This window comes from Planktophila turicensis (SeqCode), from assembly GCF_965234405.1.
GTDB classification, from domain to species: Bacteria; Actinomycetota; Actinomycetes; order Nanopelagicales; family Nanopelagicaceae; genus Planktophila; species Planktophila turicensis.
On sequence record NZ_OZ248346.1, the window covers coordinates 1,111,880 to 1,135,612 of the forward strand.

Sequence of the window (23,733 nt, forward strand, 5' to 3'; positions counted from 1 at the left end):
TGATTTCCTCTAGGGGGTAAGAAAACGATTACTTGCTGTAGAGCTCAACAATGAGCTGTTCTTGAACCTGTGTATCGATCACTGATCGAGCAGGTACGCCGTGAATGATGATGCGCATCTGTGATGCAACAACTTCCATCCACGCTGGAACAGACTTCTCACCGAACTCTGCGCTTGCGACGATAAATGGTGTGAGGTCGTGTGACTTTGGAAGAACATCGATGATGTCCATTGGAGAGACACGGAATGAAGGAATGTTTACCTTCTTACCATTTACAACGAAGTGACCGTGGCGAACCAACTGGCGTGCCATGTCACGTGACTTTGCAAAGCCTGCGCGGAATACGACGTTGTCGAGACGTGTCTCAAGGATGACGAGAAGGTTTTCACCAGTCTTGCCCTGCTTGCGGTTTGCCTCTTCGTAGTAACCACGGAACTGCTTCTCGAGAACACCGTAGATACGTGCGCACTTCTGCTTTTCACGCATCTGCAATAGGTATTCAGATTCTTTTGAACGGCCACGGCCGTGCTGTCCTGGTGGATAAGGACGTGATTCGATCGGACACTTTGGTCCATCGCACTTTGAGCCCTTGAGGAAGAGCTTTACTTTTTCGCGACGGCAACGCTTGCAGTCTGCTCCGGTATAACGAGCCATTTATTCTCTTCCTTCCTTAAACTCGACGAGGTTTCGGTGGGCGGCAGCCATTGTGTGGAGCTGGAGTTGTATCTGAGATAGCTCCAACTTCTAGGCCTGCTGCTTGCAATGAACGGATTGCAGTTTCGCGTCCGGAACCAGGTCCCTTTACGAATACATCTACTTTCTTAAGGCCGTGCTCCTGTGCGCGACGAGCTGCTGCTTCTGCTGCAAGCTGTGCTGCGAATGGAGTCGACTTACGTGAGCCCTTGAAACCTACCTGGCCAGATGATGCCCAAGAGATAACAGCGCCAGTTGGATCTGTAATAGAGATGATTGTGTTGTTGAAGGTTGACTTGATGAAAGCCTTACCAACTGCAACGTTCTTCTTCTCTTTCTTACGAAGCTTTACCTTGCCCTTTGTTGCGGCAGCGGACTTTGATTTAGGAGCGGCCATTACTTAGTCACCTTCTTCTTACCGGCAATTGCCTTACGTGGACCCTTACGAGTACGAGCGTTTGTATGTGTGCGCTGACCACGTACAGGAAGTCCCTTGCGGTGACGAATACCTTGGTAGCTCTGGATTTCGACTTTACGACGGATATCGCCTGCGATTTCACGGCGGAGATCACCTTCGATTTTGTAGTTAGCTTCGATGTATTCACGAAGCTGAGCAAGTTCTGATTCTTGCAAATCTTTAACGCGGGTATCTGGAGAAATCCCAGTTGCCTTGAGCGTTTCGTGGGAACGGGTTAGACCCATTCCGAAAATATAGGTGAGTGCAATCTCTACACGCTTTTCGCGTGGAAGATCGACACCGACTAGACGTGCCATTTATTCAACCATTCTGTATCCGGAGGTCCTCCGCAATGCTCCTCGACATATTTATCGAGCCCTGGCCTACCGGTCCGGGGGTCTTAACTATTTCTAGTTAAGTCGCATCACGCGTACTTATTGTCTGGGTATTAGCCCTGACGCTGCTTGTGACGAAGATTTTCGCAGATCACCATTACGCGACCTTTGCGACGAATGACTTTGCACTTGTCGCAAATCTTCTTCACGCTTGGATTAACCTTCACGCGAATTTCCTTTTGTTAGTGGCGAATTAATTACTTGTAACGGTAAATAATTCGACCCTTTGTAAGGTCGTATGGACTCAGCTCTACGATCACACGGTCAGCAGGCAAAATACGAATGTAGTTCTTTCGCATCTTTCCGCTGATGTGTGCCAAGACCTTGTGTCCATTTGTTAGTTCAACACGAAACATTGCGTTAGGTAACGCCTCAGCAACAGTGCCTTCGATTTCGATCGCACCATCTTTACTTGCCAAGGATCAATACCTTCTTCTCTTTTTTGAATTGAACGAAGGGCGATTCTATGGGAGGCCCCCCTTATAAGGGAAATCGGCTAAATCTCCCCCATTGAACCCCCCAAACACGCAGGAGATTTAGGCCAAAAGGTCAGATATTTCGACCCCGAAGCGAGCTAGTTCAGCCCGGCCCCCATCGAGGGCTGTGAGGACAAATGGCTTTCCATCAGGGCAGATGACATAAGTGTGTTCAAAGTGAGCCCCGCGAGATTTATCGTTAGAGATAACTGTCCAATCATCACCGAGCACCTTGGTCTTATGAGTTCCACGAGTAATCATCGGTTCGATGGCGAGTGCCATTCCAGGAATGATTTCTGGACCGTTGCCGGCCTTACCAAAGTTAAGAACGTGTGGCTCTTGATGCATCTCGGTTCCGATGCCATGTCCGCCGTACTCTTGCAAGATTCCGTACTTACCTTGCGAATTGATGTACTGCTCGATGGCATAACCAATATCTGAAAGCTTTGCACCGTTCTTGCCAGCTGCAATTCCAACCCACATTGATTCTTCGCAGGTATCCATCAGCTTCTGATCTTCAGGATCAACTTTTCCGATACCCACTGAGAACGCTGCATCTCCATGCCAGCCATCGACGATTGCGCCGCAATCGATTGAGACGACATCGCCTTCGTTCATAATCTTTGGCCCTGGAATTCCATGAACAATTTCATCGTTAATAGATACACAGATTGTTGCTGGGAAGCCATGGTAATTAAAGAAATTTGATGTTGCACCGCTGCGCTTAATGTGAGCTGCAGAAATTGCATCGAGTGCGCTAGTGGTCATTCCTGGCTTAATTGCTTCGCGGATGAGCTGGTGAATCTCTGCGACAACTAAACCAGCGCGGCGCATAACCTTGATTTGATCAAGGTCCTTTATCTGAATTGCCATAGTAAAAGTTAGCCGTGAACGCGGCTTAGCGCTGTAATTGCACGATCTGTAATTTCAGAAACTTCACCGTCAGCAGAGATTGTGATGAGCAAACCTTCAGTGCGGTAGAAGTGCACGATTGGCGCAGTCTGTTCTTCATAGACAGCAAGGCGCTTTGCGATGACTTCTTCCTTGTCATCTTCGCGCTGGTAGAGCTCGCCACCACAAGATTGGCAGGCAGTTGCTTCAGGTGAAGCAGGTGCACCGCAGTTCTTGCAGGTAAGTCGTGATGAAAGACGCTTGATGATGATCTCGTTCTCGATTGCGAGTTCAAGAACTGCATCAAGTGGTGTGCGCTTTTCTGCTAGAAATGCGCGAAGAACTTCTGCTTGAACAGTGTTACGTGGGAAACCATCGAGGAGAAAACCATTTGCTGTGTCATCGTGAGTCAGGCGATCTTTAACCATCTCATTGGTGACTTCGTCAGGAACTAACTGGCCTGCATCCATATAACCCTTTGCCTGCAGACCAAGAGGAGTGCTTGCTTTGAGGTTGGCGCGGAAGATATCGCCTGTAGAGATATGTGGAATTGAATAGTGCGCGGCTAGAAACTGAGCTTGTGTTCCCTTACCAGCACCTGGTGGACCTACCAGGACTAAACGCATTACTTCAAGAAACCTTCATATGAACGCTGCTGCAACTGGCTTTCGATCTGCTTTGCAGTATCGAGACCAACACCGACAACGATGAGGATCGCAGTTCCACCGAATGGGAAGTTCTGTGATGCACCGAAGACGATAAGAGCAAGGATCGGAATAATCGCAACAAGTGCGAGGTAGAGAGAACCAGGCGCTGTAATGCGTGAGAGTACATACTGAAGGTATTCAGATGTTGGTCGTCCCGCACGGATACCTGGAATAAATCCGCCGTACTTCTTCATATTGTCTGCAACTTCATCTGGGTTAAATGTAATTGCAACGTAAAAATATGTGAAGAAAATAATGAGGGTTGCATAAGCAGCCATATAAATTGGGTGATCACCGCTCACCAAGTTACGTGAGATCCAAACAGCCCAACCAGCTTGGCTATTGGTGAAGTTCACGAGAAGAGAAGGGATATACAAAAGTGATGATGCGAAGATAACCGGGATAACACCAGCCTGGTTTACCTTGATTGGAATATATGTAGAAGTTCCGCCGTATGCCTGGCGCCCAACCATACGCTTTGCATACTGCACAGGAATTCGACGCTGTGCCTGCTCAACGAATACAACTGCTGCAACAACCAAAACTCCGACTGCGCAGACAAAGAGGAATGCGAACAAGCCCTTTTGAAGCTTGATTGACCAGAGCTGGCTTGGGAAACCTGCTGCGATAGATGTGAAGATCAAGATCGACATACCGTTACCGACGCCGCGATCTGTAATGAGCTCACCGAGCCACATGATTACAGATGTTCCAGCAGTCATTACAACGATCATTGTAAGAATTCGCTGCCATGAAGCATCAGGAATGATTGGAAGTGAACAACCTGAGATCAAACGACCTGGTGTACGTGCAACTGCAACCAAACCTGTTGACTGCAAGATTGCAAGACCGATTGTTAAGTAACGTGTGTACTGAGTAAGTGTTGCGGTACCTGACTGGCCTTCTTGCTTCAAAGCTTCAAAACGTGGGATTACAACGGTAAGAAGCTGAATAATGATTGAAGCGGTGATGTAAGGCATGATGCCAAGTGCGAAAACTGAGAGCTGAAGAAGTGCTCCACCTGAGAAGAGATTGATCAGACCAAAGAGTCCCCCGGTCTGCGCCTGATCGATACATTGCTTAACGTTTGTATATGAAACGCCAGGTGTAGGTACGACAGAGCCGAAACGGAAGAGAGCCATGATTGAGAGAGTGAAGAAGATTTTCTTACGAAGTTCAGGCGTCTTAAAGGCCATTCCAAATGCTGAAAGCATCAATCTTCTCCCTCTAACAAATCACGACTAGTAGTTATTACAGTGTTGCTGTTGATCCGCCAGCTGCAGCAATCTTTTCGACTGCTGATGCTGAGAATGCATGTGCTGTAACTGAAACCTTGACTGCAATATCGCCATTTCCAAGAACCTTTACAGGCAATGAATCGCGAACTGCACCCTTTGCAATGAGATCAGCAACAGTTACATCGCCACCCTTTGGGAAGAGTGCGTTGATTGTTGAGACATTCACTGCCTGGTATTCAATGCGAGCTGGGTTCTTAAAACCACGAAGCTTTGGCAGACGCATTACGAGTGGAAGCTGACCACCTTCGAAACCTGGACGAACCGTGTTACGAGCGTGAGTACCTTTGCCACCGCGACCTGCGGTCTTACCCTTTGATGCTTCACCGCGACCCTTACGAGTCTTAGCTTTCTTAGCACCTGGAGCTGGACGAAGATGATGAAGTTTTAGAGTCATCTTTATTCGACCTCCTCTACCTTGATCAAGTGGCGAGCAGCTACTGCCATGCCACGAATTTCTGGACGGTCTTCTTTAACGACAACATCGTTGATTCGCTTGAGTCCGAGTGAACGAACAGTGTTACGAATCTCTGGCTTGTTGCCAACGGTTGACTTAACCTGAGTGATTTTCAAACGTGGCATTAGGCACCAACTGTCATCTGTGAAGCGCGGATAATTGCTGCAGGAGCTACATCTTCGAGCGGACGACCGCGACGAGTTGCAATCTGTGCAGGTGACTCGAGCATCTTCAGTGCAGCAACGGTTGCGTGAACCATGTTGATTGCATTTGAAGAACCGAGAGACTTAGTAAGAACATCCTTAACACCAGCGCACTCAAGTACGGCACGAACAGGACCGCCAGCGATAACTCCGGTACCTGGACTTGCTGGGCGAAGAAGAACTACGCCCGCTGCTGTTTCACCCTGAACTGGGTGAGGAATAGTTCCCTGAACGCGTGGGACTGTGAAGAATGACTTCTTAGCTTCTTCGACAGCCTTAGCAATTGCTTGTGGAACTTCCTTGGACTTTCCGTAACCAATTCCTACTGTGCCGTTTTCATCGCCCACAACAACGAGTGCTGTGAATGAGAAGCGACGTCCACCCTTAACAACCTTAGACACACGGTTAATGAAAACCACGCGCTCGGTGTATGGAGACTTCTCCTTCTCGCGATCATCACGACGTTCGCGGCGTTCGCCACGACCCTTGTTTGCAGGTGCACCAGTTGTTGCTGGCGCTGCATCGTTAGTTGGATTAACAGCCATTAGAACTCCAATCCGTTCTCTCGTGCAGAATCTGCAACTGCTGCGATACGACCGTGGTACTTGTTACCTGCGCGGTCAAAGACAACTGTAGAAATTCCAGCTTTCTTAGCGCGTTCAGCAATGAGTGCTCCGACCTGCTTCGACTTATCTGTCTTATCGCCAGATGCCTTGCGAAGATCTGCTTCCATTGTTGATGCGTAAGCAATGGTCTTGCTCTGTGTGTCATCAATGACCTGAACGAACAGGTGGCGTGATGAACGTGAAACGACGAGGCGTGGACGTGATGGTGTGCCTGAGATCTTCTTACGAAGACGGAAAGCACGACGAGCACGCGCGTTCTGCGCTGAGCCCTTGCGGACCTTAACTCCGATTGCCATTACTTCTTACCTGCCTTTCCTGCCTTGCGACGAATAACTTCGCCTTCAAGACGCAAGCCCTTGCCCTTGTATGGATCTGCCTTGCGAAGCTTCTTTACCTTCGCTGCGGTTTCTCCAACGAGCTGCTTATCGATTCCGCTGATAATCAACTTTGTTGGTGATTCAACCTTGTAGGTGATTCCTTCTGGAGCTGGGAATGTAATTGGGTGGCTGTAGCCGAGCTGGAATTCAAGATCCTTGCCCTTTTCAGCAACACGGTAACCAACACCAACGATGTTGATTGTGAGTGAGTAACCGTTAGTTACACCTTCGACCATGTTCGCAACGAGTGTGCGAGATAGGCCGTGAAGTGAACGTGTTACGCGCTCTTCATTTGGACGAGCAACGGTGATAACACCATCTGCTTGTGAAACCTGGATAGGTGCTGGAACTGCAAGTGCGAGTGAACCCTTAGGTCCCTTCACTGCAATGTTCTGACCTGTGATTGAAATTTCTACACCGCTTGGAACGGCGATAGGCATACGACCGATACGTGACATTAGATGGTTACCATACGTAAGCGAGAACTTCTCCGCCTACACCCTTCTTATTTGCCTGCTTATCAGTCAAGAGGCCTGATGAAGTTGAAATGATTGCAACTCCGAGTCCGCCGAGAACCTTAGGAAGCGCAGTTGACTTTGCGTAAACGCGAAGTCCTGGCTTGCTCACGCGGCGAAGGCCTGCGATTGAGCGCTCACGGTTTGCACCGAACTTAAGATCAAGAACGAGATTCTTTCCCACTCCTGTTGCTGCTGCTTCAACGCGGTGATCTGCAATGAAACCCTCTTGCTTGAGGATCTCTGCAATTCGTACCTTGACCGATGATGACGGCATTGAAACCGAATCATGGTAGGCAGAGTTCGCATTGCGCAGACGTGAAAGCATGTCTGCGATTGGATCTGTCATTGTCATACGTGGCCTGTGGCCTTTCTCAAATTAGTTTCCTGACAATTTGTCAGGACTTTATTCGTTTGTAGTTATTACCAAGATGCCTTGCTGATGCCAGGAAGTTCGCCGCGGTGCGCCATTTCACGGAAGCAGATGCGACAAATTCCAAACTTTTGGTAGACAGAGTGCGGACGACCGCAACGCTGGCAACGTGTGTAACCGCGAACCTTGAACTTTGGCTTGCGAGCAGCTTTAACCTTGAGTGATGTTTTAGCCATTCTTATGCCTCCTTGAAAGGAAAGCCGAGCGCCTTAAGTAGTGCGCGACCTTCAGCGTCGTTCTTAGCTGTAGTTACGATCGTGATATCCATACCGCGTGTGCGGTCGATCTTGTCTTGTTCGATTTCTGGGAATACAACCTGCTCGGTAAGACCGAAGGTGTAGTTGCCCTTTCCATCAAATTGCTTTGGTGACAAGCCGCGGAAGTCACGGATACGTGGAAGAGAGATTGAGAGAAGACGATCTGCGAATTCCCACATACGATCTCCGCGAAGCGTTACGTGTGCACCAATTGGCATGCCTTCGCGAAGCTTGAACTGCGCGATTGACTTGCGTGACTTGGTGACCTGTGGCTTCTGACCGGTGATGATTGCGAGGTCCTTGATTGCACCTTCGATCAACTTTGAATCACGAGCAGCTTCGCCAACACCCATATTGACAACAATCTTTACGAGTGTAGGAATCTGCATTGGATTTGAATATCCGAATTCGCTCTTAAGCGCAGATTGGATTTCGCTCTTGTAGCGAGCCTTGAGACGAACATCTGTAGTTGTGCTCATTAGATGTCCTTTCCTGTGCGACGTGAGATACGAACATTTGAACCGTCTTCAGTTGTGCGAACGCCAAGACGTGTTGCCTTGCCATCTCCATCAACGATCATGACGTTTGAAATATGGATTGATGCTTCCTGTGTGATGATTCCGCCGACCTTGACGCCACGTTCGGTTGTTGATTCCTTTGTGTGGCGCTGAATGCGGTTTACGCCTTCAACAGTTACGCGGTCTCCATCTACATGAAGAACCTTGCCGGTTACGCCCTTGTTCTTGCCAGCGATAACCAAGACTTCGTCATCTTTCTTAATCTTCGCCATGGTTAGAGCACCTCCGGAGCGAGTGAAATGATCTTCATGAACTTCTTGTCGCGGAGTTCGCGAGCAACTGGTCCGAAGATACGAGTTCCGCGTGGTTCGCCGTCAGCCTTGAGGATGACAGCTGCGTTCTCGTCAAACTTGATGTAAGAACCGTCTGGACGACGACGTTCTTTAACTGTACGAACGATGACAGCCTTTACGACTTCACCCTTCTTAACCTGTCCACCAGGAATTGCATCCTTGACTGAACAGACGATGATGTCACCGATGCCTGCGTAACGGCGCTTTGATCCTCCGAGTACACGGATACAGAGAAGCTCTTTAGCTCCTGTGTTATCCGCAACGCGTAGGCGGGATTCTTGTTGAATCATTCTTTATTCGCCCCTTACTTAGCTTTCTCGATGATTTGAACTAAACGCCAGCGCTTTGATGCTGAGATTGGTCGTGTTTCCATGATCAATACGCGGTCACCAGTGCCTGCTGAGTTTGTCTCATCATGTGCTTTGAGCTTGTGTGTGCGGCTCATGACCTTTGAGTACATACCGTGTGCAACACGATTTGATACCTCAACGGTGATGGTCTTATCCATCTTGTCTGAGACAACAATGCCTTCACGAGTCTTACGAGATCCGCGATCTTCGGTATTAGTAGCCATTACGCAGCGCCTCCAATTCCTAATTCGCGTTCACGAATAATTGTGTAAATACGAGCAATCTCTTTGCGAACTGCACCGAGACGACCATGTGATTCGAGCTGACCTGTTGCAGCCTGGAAGCGAAGGTTGAAGAGTTCTTCCTTACCTTCACGAAGCTTTGCAGTTAACTCTTCAGCAGTTAGCTGACGAAGTTCTTCATTAGTAATCGCCATGGTTATGCCTCCTCACGCTTTACAACGCGGCACTTCATTGGGAGCTTGTGAATCGCAAGGCGCATAGCTTCAGTAGCTACTGCCTCTGTTACGCCTGAAATTTCAAACATAATGCGACCTGGCTTCACGTTTGCGATCCACCATTCTGGAGAACCCTTACCGGAACCCATACGAGTTTCAGCTGGCTTCTTTGTAAGTGGACGATCTGGATAGATGTTGATCCAAACCTTTCCACCACGCTTGATGTAACGAGTCATCGCGATACGCGCTGCTTCGATCTGACGGTTAGTGACATATGCAGGAGCAAGTGCCTGGATACCGAAGTCTCCAAATGCAACCTGTGTTCCACCCTTTGATGCGCCTGAGCGTGATGGGTGGTGCTGCTTACGGTGCTTAACCTTGCGAGGGATCAACATTATTCAGCGCCTCCTTCTGTAGCTGGTGCTGCTGCTTCAGTTGGAGCTGCTGCCTGAGAAGTTGTCACCTCTGCGCGTGGAGCACGTGGTGTACGTGGTCCGCGGCGTTCTGGCTTTGGTGCGCGTGCTTCAGCAAGTGCCTTTTCAGCACGCTCTGCACGTGAACCAATAACTTCACCCTTGTAGATCCAAACCTTTACACCCAAGCGACCGAATGTTGTTGCAGCTTCGTAGAAACCGTAATCAATATCAGCGCGAAGTGTGTGTAGTGGAACGCGTCCTTCACGGTAGAACTCAGAACGTGACATTTCTGCACCACCGAGACGACCACCGCACTGAACACGAATGCCCTGCGCTCCTGCCTTCATCGCTGACTGCATTGACTTCTTCATTGCGCGACGGAATGAAACACGTGCAGCAAGCTGCTCGGCGATTCCTTGTGCAACAAGCTGTGCATCAATTTCTGGATTCTTAACTTCGAGAATGTTGAGCTGAACCTGCTTGCCGGTGAGCTTCTCAAGCTTCTGACGAAGAACGTCAGCTTCTTGTCCGCGACGACCGATAACGATTCCTGGACGAGCAGTGTGAAGGTCGATACGTACACGATCACGTGTGCGCTCGATTTCGATGCGTGAAACGCCTGCGCGCTCCATGCCCTTCTGCATAAGTCGGCGGATTTCGACATCTTCCTTGACGTAATCCTTGTACAACTTATCTGCATACCAACGTGACTTAAATTCAGTTGTGATGCCGAGGCGGAAGCCGTGTGGGTTTACTTTTTGACCCATTAGTTGGACGCTCCCTTCGCTGCTTGTGTATTGAGTGGTGACTTTTCAGAACGCTTTGGATTGCGTGTCTGCGCACGGTTTGATGTGCGAGAGATTGACTTCGAAGTCGCCTTTGTATCGCTGACAGCTACTGAGATGTGGCTTGAGCGCTTGAGGATACGGAAACCGCGACCCTGTGCACGTGGGCGGAAACGCTTCATTGTGCGTCCCTCGTCAACGAGTGCTTCTACAACCCAGAGCTCTGAAGCATCACGGATTGCTGGGTTCTGCTGCTTCGCATTTGCGATTGCAGAGTTAAGAAGTGTGTACACATCTGAACCTGCAGCCTGTGGTGCAAACTTGAGAACGTTAAGTGCTTCATCCGCACGCATTCCACGAACCAAGTCGACAACGCGACGAGCCTTCTGTGGTGTGTGGCGAATGTCGCGCAATACTGCGCGAGCTACGAGTGCGTCTTGTGTATTAGCCACGTGATGCTCTCCGATCATCTTTAACGTGTCCGCGGAATGTACGTGTTGGTGCGAACTCACCAAGCTTGTGACCGATCATTGCGTCGGTAATAAATACTGGGACATGCTTGCGACCGTCGTGTACCGCAATTGTGTGTCCAATCATTGAAGGCGAGATCATCGAGCGTCGAGACCATGTCTTAATGACATTCTTTGTATTGGCTTCATTTTGCGCATCCACCTTTTTGGTGAGATGCCCATCAATGAATGGGCCCTTCTTGAGACTACGTGGCATGAGGGCTCCTTAGCGCTTCTTGTTCGACTTACGACGACGGACGATCATTGAATCTGAAGCCTTCTTCTTACGAGTACGTGCTTCAGGCTTACCCCAAGGTGTCACTGGGTGACGTCCACCAGAGGTCTTACCTTCACCACCACCGTGAGGGTGGTCGACAGGGTTCATAACAACACCACGAACAGATGGACGAACGCCTAACCAGCGCTTACGTCCAGCCTTTCCGTAGTTAATGTTGATTTGTTCTGCGTTTCCAACTTCACCAACAGTTGCGCGGCAACGAACATCTACGTTACGGATTTCTCCAGATGGCATACGAAGTTGTGCGTATGGACCATCTTTAGCAACGAGCTGAACTGATGCGCCAGCTGAACGAGCGATCTTCGCTCCGCCACCTGGGCGAAGTTCGATTGCGTGAACAGTTGTACCTACTGGGATGTTGCGAAGTGGCAAGTTGTTACCTGGCTTGATATCGGCCTTTGGACCGTTTTCAATAGTTGCACCTTGCTCAAGCTTATTTGGAGCGATGATGTAACGCTTTTCTCCATCTGCATAGTGAAGAAGTGCGATACGCGCTGTGCGGTTTGGATCGTATTCAATGTGCGCAACCTTTGCTGGAATACCATCCTTATCATTTCGTGTGAAATCGATAAGACGGTAAGCACGCTTGTGACCGCCACCTTGGTGACGAACAGTGATGCGACCCTGATTGTTACGACCACCCTTTGAGTGGATCGGACGGATAAGTGACTTTTCAGGTGTTGAGCGAGTGATTTCTGCGAAATCTGGAACAGTTGCTCCACGCTGACCTGGTGTAGTCGGCTTAAGTTTGCGAAGTGCCATGAGGTTTCCTCTCTTTAAGGTCCTATCTCAATTACGAGACAGGGCCTCCGAAGATGTCGATACGGTCGCCAGCGGCCACATGAACGATTGCTCGCTTAGTGTCTTTGCGCTTTCCATCACCAAAACGTGTGCGCTTATTCTTTCCTTGGCGGTTCATTGTGTTGACGCTAATGACCTTTACGCCGAATACCTTTTCAACAGCGATCTTGATCTCTGTCTTATTAGCATCTGGTGCAACCAGGAATGTGTACTTGTTTTCATCTAGCAACCCGTAGCTCTTTTCAGAGACAACTGGTGCTAGCAAAACGTCGCGATGATCCTTCATTATGCAGATACCTCACTCTCGCGTGCTACTGACTTAACAGACTTGCCAGTTGCCTTGAACTTCAAGAAATCCTTGATTGCTGCTTCTGAGAAGACAACATCATCTGACTTCAAGATGTCATATGCATTGAGCTGATCTGGTACTAGAAGGTGGAGATCATCAGCGTTACGAAGTGAACGCCATGCAGCGTCCTCGTTACGTGAGACAACAACCAAAAGGTTCTTGCGTGTTGAGAACTGACGAACTGCTGCGAGAGCTGCCTTTGTTGAAGGAGCTGCTGTTACAGAGTCAAGAACGTGAATACGCTCGTTGCGCTGACGGTCAGAGAGAACGCCGCGAAGTGCTGCTGCGATCATCTTCTTTGGTGTGCGCTGGAAATATGAACGTGGACGAACTGCGTGTGCAGCACCGCCGCCGCGCTGAAGAGGAGCACGGACAGAACCCTGACGAGCACGACCTGTTCCCTTCTGCTTGAAAGGCTTCTTACCTGAACCTGAAGTTTCTCCACGGTTCTTTGCCTTCTGTGTACCTTGACGTGCAGCTGCAAGTTGAGCTGTTACGACTTGGTGAATTAAAGGAATGTTTGTCTGCGCATCAAAGATTTCTGCTGGCAAATCAACTGAGCCAACTTTCTTTCCTTCTGCGTTCTTAACTTCGAGTGTAAGCGCCATGGTTACATACCAGCCTTTACAGTTTCAACAATTGCCTTCTTGGCAGCTGAGCGGATAAAGACGAGACCACCATCGGTACCTGGAACAGCACCCTTGATAAGAAGTAGGTTGCGCTCGAGATCAACACCCTGAACTGTGAGGTTCTGTGTAGTGACCTTCTCGTTACCCATACGACCCATCATGCGCATTCCCTTGAAAACGCGACCTGGTGTTGAACATGCGCCGATTGAACCTGGCATACGGTGCTTACGATCTACACCGTGTGAAGAACCAAGACCACCGAAGCCGTGGCGCTTCATAACGCCAGCAGTTCCCTTACCGGTTGATGTTCCGGTTGCATCGACGATATCGCCGACAGCAAATGTTGATGCGCCAATCTCTTGTCCAACTGTGTAATCAGCAGCTGACAATGTGCGGAGTTCTGCAATTGAGCGACGAGGAGTGACGCCTGACTTTGCATACTGACCAGCGAGTGGCTTTGAAATCTTCTTTGGATCGATTGCGCCGAAGCCGAGCTGAACAGCTGAGTAGCCATCCTTCTCAGGTGTGCGAATCGATGTAACAACGCATGAATCAACTGAAACTACTGTTACAGGAATCATCTTGTTATTTGAGTCGAATACTTGGGTCATGCCAAGCTTCTTACCGAGAACGCCCTTGATGGACGAACCGTAAGACTGAGTTACAACTGTATATGCCATGGTTTTCGTCCTTTCCTTAGAGCTTAATCTCGATGTCGACGCCAGCTGGCAAGTCGAGACGCATCAATGAATCAACAGTCTTAGGTGTTGGGTCGATGATGTCGATGAGGCGCTTATGTGTGCGCATCTCGAAGTGCTCGCGGCTGTCCTTATATTTGTGAGGAGAGCGAATCACGCAATAGGTGTTCTTCTCTGTTGGTAGCGGCACTGGACCCGCGACGGTTGCACCAGTGCGCTCGACTGTCTCAACGATCTTCTTCGCTGATGAGTCAATTACCTCGTGGTCATACGCCTTGAGTCGAATGCGGATCTTTTGTCCCGCCATGTCGTTCTCCTCTTTACTTTCGTTAGTTCAATCTTCTGTTTTTAATTTTCAAGCTTTACTGCAAAAATTTTGTTGAGTGGCGGTGGTTTTAAGGCCACCGCCACTCTTACAAGATTTACTTCTTGATCTTTGTAACGCGACCTGCACCTACTGTGCGGCCACCTTCGCGGATTGCGAAGCGGAGTCCTTCTTCCATCGCGATTGGCTGGATGAGAGTTACTGCCATCTCAGTGTTATCGCCAGGCATAACCATTTCGGTGCCTTCTGGAAGAGTTACAACGCCAGTCACGTCAGTTGTACGGAAGTAGAACTGTGGACGGTAGTTGTTGAAGAATGGAGTGTGACGACCGCCTTCATCCTTTGAAAGGATGTATGCAGATGCATCGAACTCTGTGTGAGGTGTGATTGAGCCAGGCTTGCAAACAACCTGACCACGCTCTACATCTTCACGCTTAAGTCCACGAAGAAGAAGTCCGACGTTCTCGCCAGCCTGACCTTCGTCGAGCAACTTACGGAACATTTCGACGCCTGTAACAGTTGTCTTCTGAGCCTCTGTGCGAATACCAACGATTTCAACTTCTTCGTTGACCTTTACGACGCCGCGCTCGATACGACCGGTGATAACTGTTCCACGACCTGTGATTGTGAAAACGTCTTCAACTGGCATAAGGAATGGCTTGTCGATTTCGCGAGCTGGCTGTGGGATGAATGCATCTACTGCATCCATGAGCTCCATCAACTTATCTGCCCACTTCTGGTCACCCTCAAGTGCCTTAAGTGCTGAGATACGAACGATTGGAGTGTCATCGCCTGGGAACTCGTACTTAGAAAGAAGTTCACGAACTTCCATTTCAACGAGTTCAAGAATTTCTTCGTCATCAACCATGTCTGACTTGTTAAGTGCAACAACGATTGATGGAACGCCTACCTGACGAGCAAGGAGAACGTGCTCCTTAGTCTGTGGCATTGGGCCGTCAGTAGCTGCAACAACGAGGATTGCTCCGTCCATCTGTGCAGCACCAGTGATCATGTTCTTGATGTAGTCAGCGTGGCCTGGGCAGTCAACGTGTGCGTAGTGACGCTTTTCAGTCTGGTATTCGATGTGTGCGATAGAGATTGTGATACCGCGCTGGCGCTCTTCTGGCGCCTTATCGATCTGATCAAAAGGTGTGAATGGGTTTACATCAGGGTACTTGTCGTGCAAGACCTTTGAGATCGCAGCAGTAAGTGTTGTCTTACCGTGGTCAATGTGGCCGATGGTTCCGATGTTAACGTGCGGCTTTGTGCGCTCGAACTTGGCTTTTGCCATTTTGGTTCCTCTTTCGTTTATCTAGTGCTTAGTTATTAGGGATTGTGTTTTGTGCTTATTAGGGTTATTCGCCGCGAACTTTCGCAATGATTTCCTTTGCGACGTTGCCTGGAACTTCGGCATAGCTGTCGAACTCCATGCTGTAGCTCGCGCGACCTTGTGTTCTGGAGCGGAGATCGCCGACATAGCCGAACATCTCTGACAACGGAACTAGCGCCCTAACAACGCGGGCACCTGACCGCTCGTCCATGGCCTGAATTTGGCCACGACGACTGTTGAGATCGCCGATGACATCACCCATGAAGTCTTCAGGGGTAACAACTTCGACTTTCATCACTGGTTCGAGAATTGCAGGATCAGCAAGCTTTGCTGCTTCCTTAAACGCTGCGATACCAGCCACCTTGAATGCGAGTTCCGATGAGTCAACATCGTGATACGCGCCGTCAAGAAGAGTTACTCGTACATCTGTAAGTGGATATCCAGCAAGTGGTCCTGCTGTCATCGCTTCCTTACAACCTGCATCAACTGATGGGATGTACTCGCGTGGAACGCGACCACCAGTGATCTTGTTTACGAATTCGTATCCGCCTTCAACTTCACCTGTTGGAAGTGGCTCGATAGCGATCTGAATCTTTGCGAACTGACCAGAACCACCTGTCTGCTTCTTGTGTGTGTAGTCGTGGCGTGCAACTGGCTTACGAAGTGTTTCGCGGTATGCAACCTGTGGCTTACCGACGTTAGCTTCAACCTTAAATTCGCGACGCATACGGTCGACAAGGATTTCGAGGTGAAGTTCACCCATACCAGCGATGATTGTCTGACCTGTTTCTTCATCAGTTTCAACGTGGAATGTTGGATCTTCTTCAGATAGACGCTGAATTGCAACGCCGAGCTTTTCCTGGTCGCCCTTTGTCTTTGGCTCGATAGCAACAGAGATAACTGGTGCTGGGAAGTCCATTGACTCGAGAATTACTGGCTTTGCAGGATCGCAAAGTGTTTCGCCTGTTGTTGTGTCCTTAAGACCCATAACAGCAACGATCATGCCCGCACCAACATTGTCGCGTTCTTCGCGCTTGTTAGCGTGCATCTGGTAAATCTTTCCGATGCGCTCTTTGCGGTTCTTTGTTGAGTTAAGGATTGTTGATCCTGTCTCAAGAACGCCTGAGTAAACACGGATAAATGTGAGCTTTCCAAGGTGTGGATCAGTCATGATCTTGAACGCGAGTGCTGAGAATGGCTCTTCGTTCTTTGGAAGACGCTTCATTTCAACTTCTGAATCGTTCATATCTGTACCGACGATTGCATCGATATCGAGTGGTGATGGAAGGTAACGGTTTACAGCATCAAGCATTGGCTGAACACCCTTGTTCTTAAAGGCAGAACCTGTAAGAACTGGTGAAAGCTTTGCAGAGATTGTTGCGCGACGGATACCAGCAATGATTTCGTCCTCTGAAAGTTCTGCACCTTCGAGGAACTTCTCCATGATTGCATCATCGTTCTCAGCAAGAGTTTCGAGCATTGCTGCACGAGCTTCCTTGCACTTGTCAGCCATGTCAGCTGGAATCTCTTCGACTACGTAGTCTTCGCCCTTTTTAGTTTCGCCACGCCATACAAGCGCCTTCATTGCGATGAGGTCAACTACACCGATGAAATCTGATTCGTTTCCGATTGGAAGCTGAAGAACGAGAGCAACTGCGTTAAGGCGATCCTTGATCATGCCTACGCACTTGTCGAATGATGCACCTGTACGGTCAAGCTTGTTAACGAAACAGATACGTGGAACTGAGTAACGATCTGCTTGGCGCCAAACTGTTTCTGATTGCGGTTCAACACCAGCAACACCGTCGAATACAGCAACTGCGCCGTCGAGAACACGGAGTGAACGTTCTACTTCAACTGTGAAGTCAACGTGGCCCGGTGTATCGATGATGTTGATCAGGTTGCCCTTCCACATACATGTGGTTGCAGCAGAGGTGATAGTGATACCGCGCTCTTGTTCCTGCTCCATCCAGTCCATCGTTGCTGCACCTTCGTGCACTTCACCGATCTTGTATGAGATACCTGTGTAGAAAAGGATGCGCTCAGTAGTCGTGGTTTTGCCCGCGTCGATGTGAGCCATGATTCCGATATTGCGAACCGTAGCTAGATCGATCTTCTCTACTGTTGACACTTATATTCCTCTTCTTCTGTTAGGTAAAACTTTTGTCGTATCTGTCGTTCTCTTTGCCTTAAGACGCTTAGCGTTTTCTATTCGCTAACCGCCGATGGGCGAGTTACCAGCGGTAGTGAGCAAATGCCTTATTTGCTTCAGCCATCTTGTGGGTATCTTCGCGGCGCTTTACAGCTGCTCCGAGACCGTTTGCTGCATCGATCAATTCATTCTGAAGACGCTCTGACATTGACTTCTCACGACGATCGCGTGAGTAATCAACGAGCCAGCGAAGAGCAAGTGTTGAAGAGCGTGATGCTTTAACTTCAACTGGAACCTGGTAAGTAGCTCCACCAACACGACGTGAACGAACTTCAACAGCAGGCTTGATGTTGTCGAGTGCGCGCTTCAATGTAATGAGTGGATCAACGTCAGTCTTCTTACGTGTGCCTTCGAGAGCACCGTAAACAATTGCTTCTGCTGTTGAGCGCTTACCGTGAAGGAGTACGCGGTTGATTAGCGCTGTAACGATTGGTGAGCTGTAAACAGGATCAGCAACTACAGGAGTCTTTACTACAGGACCTTTACGTGGCATTAGCTAGCCTTCTTCTCTCTCTTAGCACCGTAACGTGAACGTGATTGCTTACGGTTCTTAACACCTTGTGTATCAAGTGATCCACGAATAATTTTGTAACGAACACCAGGAAGATCCTTTACGCGGCCTCCGCGTACAAGAACGATTGAGTGCTCTTGAAGGTTGTGACCTTCACCTGGAATGTATGCAGTAACTTCCATGCCGCTAGTAAGACGAACACGTGCAACTTTACGAAGCGCAGAGTTTGGCTTCTTAGGTGTTGTTGTGTACACACGTGTGCAAACACCGCGACGCTGTGGTGAACCCTTTAGCGCAGGTGTATTTGTCTTCGTAGTCTTTTCTGCACGACCACGACGCACTAACTGTTGAATAGTTGGCACTACATTCTCCTTTTTGTATCCGTACTTTTACGCTCACTGTCCGACCCACGCGGTCGGGTGTGTTGCTTGTAAAAGCGCAGAGGAGAAAGGTATCTGCAGGCACTACTAAAGGTCAAAACGGCCCTTTTACTCCTGAGACCCCCGCCACATTGGTATTTTGGCGGTTTTTTCAATCTCGGGCGTGTCTTAAATCAGGGCGGAAATCTCCGATTTTGGCTGCTTCAGGGTGAAGATCCAGCGGGCAAAAGGGCCACTCTTGAGCGTCAAAACCACGCCTTCTCCCCTGCCTTTCATGGCTACGAAGTCTCTGTACTTCAGGCCCCTCAAAGTCCCCAAAAGGACCACATATGGGAGGGCGGTTCCGGGAGCCCGGACCCCTCGCAGGGTATCTGAGCCCCAGAGCTCATCGAAGAACTCGATCTTTTCGACTGAATCAGCTGGAATCCGAGGGCTGGAATGCAGGGCGCCCATCTTCTCCCAGAATGAGAGCTCAAGGACGAGCTCATCCCCCACCTTTACGACCTTAGCCATCAGTTGCCACGCTTCAGGACGTGAGCAGGAACCGGAATATCGCTTGCGTAGTCGGCAGCGATCGGAGTTCCGAATGTTCGCTCGACCGGAATGATGCCCGCCCATAGGGGCAACTTCATATCTTCATCTTCGTCATGCGAATTACCTGTTCGCTGTTTCGCTGAAAACTTTTCAAGTGAAAGTGCAACGATCATTGTTGCCGCAGCTTCCTTCGAAGTGATGGGACGTGTGTAATCCCATGATCCTGGAATCAAACCATTAGAAATTATTTCAAGCGCTTTCATCTTCTCTTCATCTTTAAGAACTGTTGCTGTTCCAAAGATCATGACAGACTGATAATTAATTGATGAGTTAAAAGTAGAACGAGCAGCAATAAGCCCATTTACTTGTGTAATCGTTACACAAATCTGTGCACCAGCAGCAATCTGCATCATCATGCGCGAACCTGTTGAACCATGCAGAAGAATGCGATCGCCATCGCGTGCATATCCCATTGGGATCACAAACGGTTCTTGTGTAGAGCTTTCGACAAAACCAACGTGAGCAAGAAATTCATTATCAAGAAATTCATTGATTGCGTCTCGTTCGGAGAATTCACGATCGCTTAAACGTTGTACGTGGTAATGCTTTTCGTTGCTCATATTTGTAGTGTAAATGAAAAACCCCGCCACATTAAGTGACGGGGTAATTCATTTAATGACTTAGCGAGGAATCTCGACTTCATCCAAGCGAACTGCTTCGCCTGAACCACCCTGATCGAATGGCGTGAAGTCGTACTCGTCATAAGCTGCGTAAACCGCTGCCTTTGCCTCTTCTGTTGGCTCAACTCGGATGTTGCGGTAACGGGCAAGGCCTGTACCAGCTGGGATCAACTTACCGATGATGACGTTCTCCTTAAGACCCAAGAGTGGATCTGACTTCTCAGAGAGCGCAGCGTCTGTAAGTACGCGAGTTGTTTCCTGGAATGAAGCCGCTGACAACCATGACTCAGTTGCAAGTGATGCCTTGGTGATACCCATAAGTTCTGGGCGACCAGATGCAGCCTTGCCACCGGTTGTAACAACGCGACGGTTTTCAGCTTCAAAGCGACCACGTTCAACGAGTTCACCTGGAAGCATTTCAGTATCGCCAGCTTCAAGAACTGTGATGCGCTTGAGCATCTGGCGAACGATTACTTCGATGTGCTTATCGTGAATGCCTACGCCCTGTGAGCGGTAAACAGATTGGATTTCGTTAACCAAGTGAACCTGAGTTGCACGTGGTCCGAGAATACGAAGTACCTGCTTTGGATCAATTGCGCCGACGACCATCTTCTGGCCAACTTCAACGCGTGAACCTTCTTCTACAAGTAGCTTCTGACGGCGTGTGATTGGGTAAGCAACTTCTTCGCCACCATCATCAGGTGTAACGATGATCTTCTTACCCTTTGCATCTTCACGGAATGAAACGACGCCTGCTGCTTCTGCGATTGGCGCGACACCCTTAGGTGTACGTGCTTCGAAGAGCTCGACGATACGTGGAAGACCGTGAGTGATGTCATCACCTGCAACGCCACCAGTGTGGAAGGTACGCATTGTGAGCTGTGTACCTGGTTCACCGATTGACTGAGCAGCGATAATCCCGACTGCTTCACCAACTGCAACGAGTTGACCTGCAGCAAGTGAGCGACCGTAGCAAGCTGCGCACTGTCCGACCTTGCTATCGCAAGTTAGAACTGAGCGGATCTTTACTTCGTCGACACCAGCAGCAACAAGTGCATCGATGACGCGGTCACCAAGATCTGAGCCAGCCTTAGCAAGAACTTCGCCGTTAACTTCGATGTCTTCAGCCAATGTGCGACCGTAGACAGAAGTTTCGACGTGATCGTGCTTTACAAGGTTGCCAGCTTGCTGACGGATAGCGATTGGAAGTGCGAGACCACGATCGGTTCCGCAATCTTCTTCGCGAATGATGACGTCCTGTGCAACGTCGCAGAGACGACGTGTGAGGTATCCAGAGTCAGCGGTACGAAGCGCTGTATCTGCAAGACCCTTACGTGCACCGTGCGTAGAGATGAAGTACTCGAGAACTGACAAGCCTTCACGGAAGTTCGACTTAATTGGGCGAGGAATAATTTCACCCTTTGGGTTCGCTACAAGTCCGCGCATACCTGCAATCTGACGAATCTGCATCATATTTCCACGAGCACCTGAGAAGACCATCATCCAAACTGGGTTCAGACGTGGGAAGTTATCTTCCATCGCCTTTCCAACTTCAGCTGTTGCCTTGGTCCAGATCTCAATGAGTTCCTGGCGACGCTCGTCATCTGTGATGAGTCCCTTTTCGTACTGTGATTGAACCTTGTCAGCTTGTGTTTCATAGCCGTCGAGGATTTCACGCTTACGAGGAGGTGTTACAACATCTTCGATTCCGATTGTTACGCCAGCACGTGTTGCCCAGTGGAATCCGAGCGACTTAAGCGCATCGAGAGTCTGTGCAACTGTGACCTTTGGATAGAACTCAGCAAGCTTGTCGACGATTGCGCCGAGAGCCTTCTTAGTTACATCGTGATCAACGAATGGGAAGTCAGCTGGTAGCGCTTCATTGAAGAGTGCGCGGCCGATTGTTGTCTCGAGAGTTTCTCCCTTAACGCGAATCTTGACCTTCGCCTGCAATGAGACTGAGTGCTGATCGTGAGCCATGATCGCTTCAGATACAGATCCGAATGCGCGACCTTCGCCAATTTCGCCTTCACGTTCCATGGTCATGTAATAAAGACCAAGAACCATGTCCTGTGTAGGTGATGTGATTGGACGACCGTTAGCTGGTGACAAGATGTTGTTTGAAGACAACATCAAGATGCGTGCTTCAGCCTGAGCTTCTGCAGACAATGGAAGGTGAACAGCCATCTGGTCACCGTCGAAGTCAGCGTTAAACGCTGTACATACGAGTGGGTGAATCTGGATTGCCTTACCTTCGACCAGTTGTGGTTCGAATGCTTGGATACCTAAACGGTGAAGTGTAGGAGCGCGGTTCAGGAGCACTGGATGTTCTGCAATTACTTCTTCAAGAACATCCCATACAACTGGACGAGCACGTTCAACCATGCGCTTTGCAGATTTAATGTTCTGCGCGTGGTTAAGGTCTACAAGACGCTTCATTACGAATGGCTTGAAGAGCTCGAGAGCCATCTGCTTTGGCAGACCGCACTGGTGCAACTTCAACTGTGGACCAACAACGATTACTGAACGACCTGAGTAGTCAACGCGCTTTCCAAGCAAGTTCTGACGGAAACGTCCCTGCTTACCCTTGAGCATGTCTGAAAGTGACTTCAGTGCACGGTTTCCTGGGCCAGTTACTGGACGACCACGACGACCGTTGTCGAACAACGCATCTACAGCTTCCTGCAACATACGCTTTTCGTTGTTAACGATAATTTCTGGAGCACCGAGATCAGCAAGACGCTTCAAACGATTGTTACGGTTGATAACGCGGCGATAGAGATCGTTGAGATCTGAAGTCGCAAAGCGTCCACCATCGAGCTGAACCATTGGGCGCAGATCAGGTGGGATAACCGGTACGCAATCGAGAACCATTGATGCTGGGTGGTTGCTTGTTGTCATGAATGCGTTGACGACCTTTAGGCGCTTGATAGCACGAGTCTTCTTTGCACCCTTTCCGTTTTCAGAAAGATCGGTGAGCATTGCATGTTCTGTTTCGAGATCGAAAGTTTCGAGGCGACGCTTGATTGCAGCAGCACCCATATCTCCCTTGAAGTACATGCCGTAACGGTCACGCATTTCGCGGTAGAGGTTTTCATCGCCTTCGAGATCTTGAACCTTGAGGTTCTTAAAGCGTGACCAGACATCTTCAAGACGTGTGATTTCACGCTCTGAACGCTCGCGGATTGCCTTGAGCTCGCGCTCTGCAGATTCGCGGACCTTGCGCTTTACATCTGACTTAGCGTCTTCAGATTCGAGTTCAGCAATATCTGCCTCGAGCTTCTTTGTACGTGTGTCGAGATCTACATCGCGCTTTGTCTCGATCTTCTTACGATCGTTAGCAAGCTTCTTCTCGAGCTGTGGCATATCTTCTTCGCGAGCTTCAGCATCAACTTCTGTGATCATGTAAGCAGCGAAATAGATAACTTTTTCGAGGTCCTTTGGAGCAAGGTCAAGAAGGTAACCAAGGCGTGATGGAACACCCTTGAAGTACCAGATGTGAGTTACAGGAGCTGCCAGCTCGATGTGACCCATGCGTTCGCGACGAACCTTTGCGCGTGTTACTTCAACACCGCAACGCTCGCAGATGATTCCCTTGAATCGAACGCGCTTGTACTTACCGCAATAACATTCCCAGTCACGAGTTGGTCCGAAGATCTTCTCGTCGAAGAGTCCGTCCTTCTCAGGCTTGAGTGTGCGGTAGTTGATTGTCTCTGGCTTCTTTACTTCGCCGAAAGACCAATCACGAATATTTTGAGCCGATGCAAGACCGATTCGTAGTTCATCAAAGAAGTTGACATCTAACATGTTTGATT

The 23,733-nt window shown here is 49.3% G+C and carries 36 protein-coding genes; all 36 read right to left on the reverse strand.

The annotated features are described in order from the left end of the window. Window positions 1–28: 28 nt before the first annotated feature. Entirely contained in the window at window positions 29–655 is a 627-nt protein-coding gene (rpsD, locus tag AC8GFK_RS05705; protein WP_095531052.1) for a 30S ribosomal protein S4, read from the reverse strand. A gap of 16 nt (window positions 656–671) precedes the next feature. After that, window positions 672–1,091 (reverse strand): 30S ribosomal protein S11, encoded by a 420-nt coding sequence (gene rpsK / locus AC8GFK_RS05710; protein WP_095673915.1) that lies wholly within the window; start codon window positions 1,089–1,091, stop codon window positions 672–674. Continuing rightward, the gene (gene rpsM / locus AC8GFK_RS05715) at window positions 1,091–1,468 is read right to left on the reverse strand and encodes a 30S ribosomal protein S13 (protein WP_029166716.1); all 378 of its coding nucleotides are present in this window, start codon (window positions 1,466–1,468) and stop codon (window positions 1,091–1,093) included. Before rpsM ends, rpsK begins: the two co-directional genes overlap by 1 nt. A gap of 131 nt (window positions 1,469–1,599) precedes the next feature. After that, complete coding sequence (rpmJ, locus tag AC8GFK_RS05720; RefSeq protein WP_017955275.1) at window positions 1,600–1,713, reverse strand: 50S ribosomal protein L36; 114 nt, start codon at window positions 1,711–1,713, stop codon at window positions 1,600–1,602. Window positions 1,714–1,743: 30 nt separating this feature from the next. Continuing rightward, a complete protein-coding gene (gene infA, locus AC8GFK_RS05725) occupies window positions 1,744–1,965 on the reverse strand; it encodes a translation initiation factor IF-1 (RefSeq protein WP_017955276.1) in 222 nt (73 codons plus the stop codon). A gap of 117 nt (window positions 1,966–2,082) precedes the next feature. After that, window positions 2,083–2,895, reverse strand: coding sequence for a type I methionyl aminopeptidase (gene map / locus AC8GFK_RS05730; RefSeq protein ID WP_506625007.1), 813 nt, complete (start codon window positions 2,893–2,895; stop codon window positions 2,083–2,085). A gap of 8 nt (window positions 2,896–2,903) precedes the next feature. Next, window positions 2,904–3,539 (reverse strand): adenylate kinase, encoded by a 636-nt coding sequence (locus AC8GFK_RS05735; RefSeq protein WP_506625008.1) that lies wholly within the window; start codon window positions 3,537–3,539, stop codon window positions 2,904–2,906. Beyond that, window positions 3,539–4,834, reverse strand: a complete 1,296-nt coding sequence (gene secY, locus AC8GFK_RS05740; protein ID WP_095673918.1) for a preprotein translocase subunit SecY — start codon at window positions 4,832–4,834, stop codon at window positions 3,539–3,541. Before secY ends, AC8GFK_RS05735 begins: the two co-directional genes overlap by 1 nt. A gap of 37 nt (window positions 4,835–4,871) precedes the next feature. Then, on the reverse strand, window positions 4,872–5,312 hold the full coding sequence (rplO, locus tag AC8GFK_RS05745) for a 50S ribosomal protein L15 (protein ID WP_506625009.1): 441 nt from the start codon (window positions 5,310–5,312) through the stop codon (window positions 4,872–4,874). Window positions 5,313–5,314: 2 nt separating this feature from the next. Next, on the reverse strand, window positions 5,315–5,497 hold the full coding sequence (rpmD, locus tag AC8GFK_RS05750) for a 50S ribosomal protein L30 (RefSeq protein WP_017955281.1): 183 nt from the start codon (window positions 5,495–5,497) through the stop codon (window positions 5,315–5,317). Further along, the gene (gene rpsE / locus AC8GFK_RS05755) at window positions 5,497–6,120 is read right to left on the reverse strand and encodes a 30S ribosomal protein S5 (RefSeq protein WP_095531042.1); all 624 of its coding nucleotides are present in this window, start codon (window positions 6,118–6,120) and stop codon (window positions 5,497–5,499) included. Before rpsE ends, rpmD begins: the two co-directional genes overlap by 1 nt. Then, complete coding sequence (gene rplR / locus AC8GFK_RS05760) at window positions 6,120–6,497, reverse strand: 50S ribosomal protein L18 (protein ID WP_095531041.1); 378 nt, start codon at window positions 6,495–6,497, stop codon at window positions 6,120–6,122. The genes rpsE and rplR overlap by 1 nt, the downstream gene beginning before the upstream one ends. Then, window positions 6,497–7,036 carry a 50S ribosomal protein L6 gene (gene rplF / locus AC8GFK_RS05765; protein ID WP_506625010.1) on the reverse strand — a complete coding sequence of 180 codons (540 nt, stop codon included), beginning with the start codon at window positions 7,034–7,036 and terminating at the stop codon, window positions 6,497–6,499. Before rplF ends, rplR begins: the two co-directional genes overlap by 1 nt. 7 nt (window positions 7,037–7,043) lie before the next feature. Continuing rightward, a complete protein-coding gene (gene rpsH, locus AC8GFK_RS05770) occupies window positions 7,044–7,448 on the reverse strand; it encodes a 30S ribosomal protein S8 (RefSeq protein ID WP_506625011.1) in 405 nt (134 codons plus the stop codon). A 68-nt stretch (window positions 7,449–7,516) separates the two neighbouring features. Further along, window positions 7,517–7,702, reverse strand: coding sequence for a type Z 30S ribosomal protein S14 (locus AC8GFK_RS05775; protein WP_017955286.1), 186 nt, complete (start codon window positions 7,700–7,702; stop codon window positions 7,517–7,519). 2 nt (window positions 7,703–7,704) lie between these two features. Next, window positions 7,705–8,262, reverse strand: coding sequence for a 50S ribosomal protein L5 (gene rplE / locus AC8GFK_RS05780; protein ID WP_095673922.1), 558 nt, complete (start codon window positions 8,260–8,262; stop codon window positions 7,705–7,707). Continuing rightward, window positions 8,262–8,573 carry a 50S ribosomal protein L24 gene (rplX, locus tag AC8GFK_RS05785; RefSeq protein ID WP_095531037.1) on the reverse strand — a complete coding sequence of 104 codons (312 nt, stop codon included), beginning with the start codon at window positions 8,571–8,573 and terminating at the stop codon, window positions 8,262–8,264. Before rplX ends, rplE begins: the two co-directional genes overlap by 1 nt. A 2-nt stretch (window positions 8,574–8,575) precedes the next feature. Further along, window positions 8,576–8,944, reverse strand: coding sequence for a 50S ribosomal protein L14 (gene rplN, locus AC8GFK_RS05790; RefSeq protein WP_017955289.1), 369 nt, complete (start codon window positions 8,942–8,944; stop codon window positions 8,576–8,578). Window positions 8,945–8,958: 14 nt separating this feature from the next. After that, window positions 8,959–9,228, reverse strand: coding sequence for a 30S ribosomal protein S17 (gene rpsQ, locus AC8GFK_RS05795; protein ID WP_017955290.1), 270 nt, complete (start codon window positions 9,226–9,228; stop codon window positions 8,959–8,961). After that, window positions 9,228–9,440, reverse strand: coding sequence for a 50S ribosomal protein L29 (gene rpmC, locus AC8GFK_RS05800; RefSeq protein WP_095531036.1), 213 nt, complete (start codon window positions 9,438–9,440; stop codon window positions 9,228–9,230). The genes rpsQ and rpmC overlap by 1 nt, the downstream gene beginning before the upstream one ends. Window positions 9,441–9,442: 2 nt before the next feature. Then, window positions 9,443–9,856 (reverse strand): 50S ribosomal protein L16, encoded by a 414-nt coding sequence (rplP, locus tag AC8GFK_RS05805; RefSeq protein WP_095531035.1) that lies wholly within the window; start codon window positions 9,854–9,856, stop codon window positions 9,443–9,445. Further along, the gene (rpsC, locus tag AC8GFK_RS05810; protein ID WP_506625012.1) at window positions 9,856–10,644 is read right to left on the reverse strand and encodes a 30S ribosomal protein S3; all 789 of its coding nucleotides are present in this window, start codon (window positions 10,642–10,644) and stop codon (window positions 9,856–9,858) included. Before rpsC ends, rplP begins: the two co-directional genes overlap by 1 nt. Next, window positions 10,644–11,114: a 50S ribosomal protein L22 gene (gene rplV / locus AC8GFK_RS05815; RefSeq protein ID WP_506625013.1), complete on the reverse strand. Its 471-nt coding sequence runs from the start codon at window positions 11,112–11,114 to the stop codon at window positions 10,644–10,646. The genes rpsC and rplV overlap by 1 nt, the downstream gene beginning before the upstream one ends. Next, complete coding sequence (gene rpsS / locus AC8GFK_RS05820; protein ID WP_095531032.1) at window positions 11,107–11,388, reverse strand: 30S ribosomal protein S19; 282 nt, start codon at window positions 11,386–11,388, stop codon at window positions 11,107–11,109. Before rpsS ends, rplV begins: the two co-directional genes overlap by 8 nt. 9 nt (window positions 11,389–11,397) lie before the next feature. Further along, a complete protein-coding gene (rplB, locus tag AC8GFK_RS05825) occupies window positions 11,398–12,231 on the reverse strand; it encodes a 50S ribosomal protein L2 (RefSeq protein ID WP_095673926.1) in 834 nt (277 codons plus the stop codon). Between the two features lie 31 nt (window positions 12,232–12,262). Then, a complete protein-coding gene (gene rplW / locus AC8GFK_RS05830; protein WP_095531030.1) occupies window positions 12,263–12,556 on the reverse strand; it encodes a 50S ribosomal protein L23 in 294 nt (97 codons plus the stop codon). Next, the gene (rplD, locus tag AC8GFK_RS05835) at window positions 12,556–13,227 is read right to left on the reverse strand and encodes a 50S ribosomal protein L4 (protein WP_095531029.1); all 672 of its coding nucleotides are present in this window, start codon (window positions 13,225–13,227) and stop codon (window positions 12,556–12,558) included. Before rplD ends, rplW begins: the two co-directional genes overlap by 1 nt. Before the next feature lie 2 nt (window positions 13,228–13,229). Continuing rightward, window positions 13,230–13,928 (reverse strand): 50S ribosomal protein L3, encoded by a 699-nt coding sequence (rplC, locus tag AC8GFK_RS05840; RefSeq protein WP_095673927.1) that lies wholly within the window; start codon window positions 13,926–13,928, stop codon window positions 13,230–13,232. 16 nt (window positions 13,929–13,944) lie between these two features. Further along, window positions 13,945–14,253 carry a 30S ribosomal protein S10 gene (gene rpsJ / locus AC8GFK_RS05845; RefSeq protein ID WP_017955300.1) on the reverse strand — a complete coding sequence of 103 codons (309 nt, stop codon included), beginning with the start codon at window positions 14,251–14,253 and terminating at the stop codon, window positions 13,945–13,947. Between the two features lie 115 nt (window positions 14,254–14,368). Continuing rightward, on the reverse strand, window positions 14,369–15,562 hold the full coding sequence (gene tuf, locus AC8GFK_RS05850) for an elongation factor Tu (protein ID WP_095673928.1): 1,194 nt from the start codon (window positions 15,560–15,562) through the stop codon (window positions 14,369–14,371). A 64-nt stretch (window positions 15,563–15,626) separates the two neighbouring features. After that, window positions 15,627–17,732, reverse strand: coding sequence for an elongation factor G (gene fusA / locus AC8GFK_RS05855; protein WP_095673929.1), 2,106 nt, complete (start codon window positions 17,730–17,732; stop codon window positions 15,627–15,629). Between the two features lie 103 nt (window positions 17,733–17,835). Next, the gene (rpsG, locus tag AC8GFK_RS05860) at window positions 17,836–18,306 is read right to left on the reverse strand and encodes a 30S ribosomal protein S7 (protein ID WP_095531025.1); all 471 of its coding nucleotides are present in this window, start codon (window positions 18,304–18,306) and stop codon (window positions 17,836–17,838) included. Continuing rightward, the gene (rpsL, locus tag AC8GFK_RS05865) at window positions 18,306–18,686 is read right to left on the reverse strand and encodes a 30S ribosomal protein S12 (RefSeq protein WP_095526877.1); all 381 of its coding nucleotides are present in this window, start codon (window positions 18,684–18,686) and stop codon (window positions 18,306–18,308) included. Before rpsL ends, rpsG begins: the two co-directional genes overlap by 1 nt. A 186-nt stretch (window positions 18,687–18,872) precedes the next feature. Continuing rightward, the gene (locus tag AC8GFK_RS05870; RefSeq protein ID WP_506625014.1) at window positions 18,873–19,217 is read right to left on the reverse strand and encodes a hypothetical protein; all 345 of its coding nucleotides are present in this window, start codon (window positions 19,215–19,217) and stop codon (window positions 18,873–18,875) included. After that, window positions 19,217–19,858, reverse strand: a complete 642-nt coding sequence (locus AC8GFK_RS05875; RefSeq protein ID WP_506625015.1) for a pyridoxamine 5'-phosphate oxidase family protein — start codon at window positions 19,856–19,858, stop codon at window positions 19,217–19,219. Before AC8GFK_RS05875 ends, AC8GFK_RS05870 begins: the two co-directional genes overlap by 1 nt. Before the next feature lie 60 nt (window positions 19,859–19,918). Further along, entirely contained in the window at window positions 19,919–23,725 is a 3,807-nt protein-coding gene (locus tag AC8GFK_RS05880; protein WP_506625016.1) for a DNA-directed RNA polymerase subunit beta', read from the reverse strand. Window positions 23,726–23,733 lie beyond the last annotated feature (8 nt).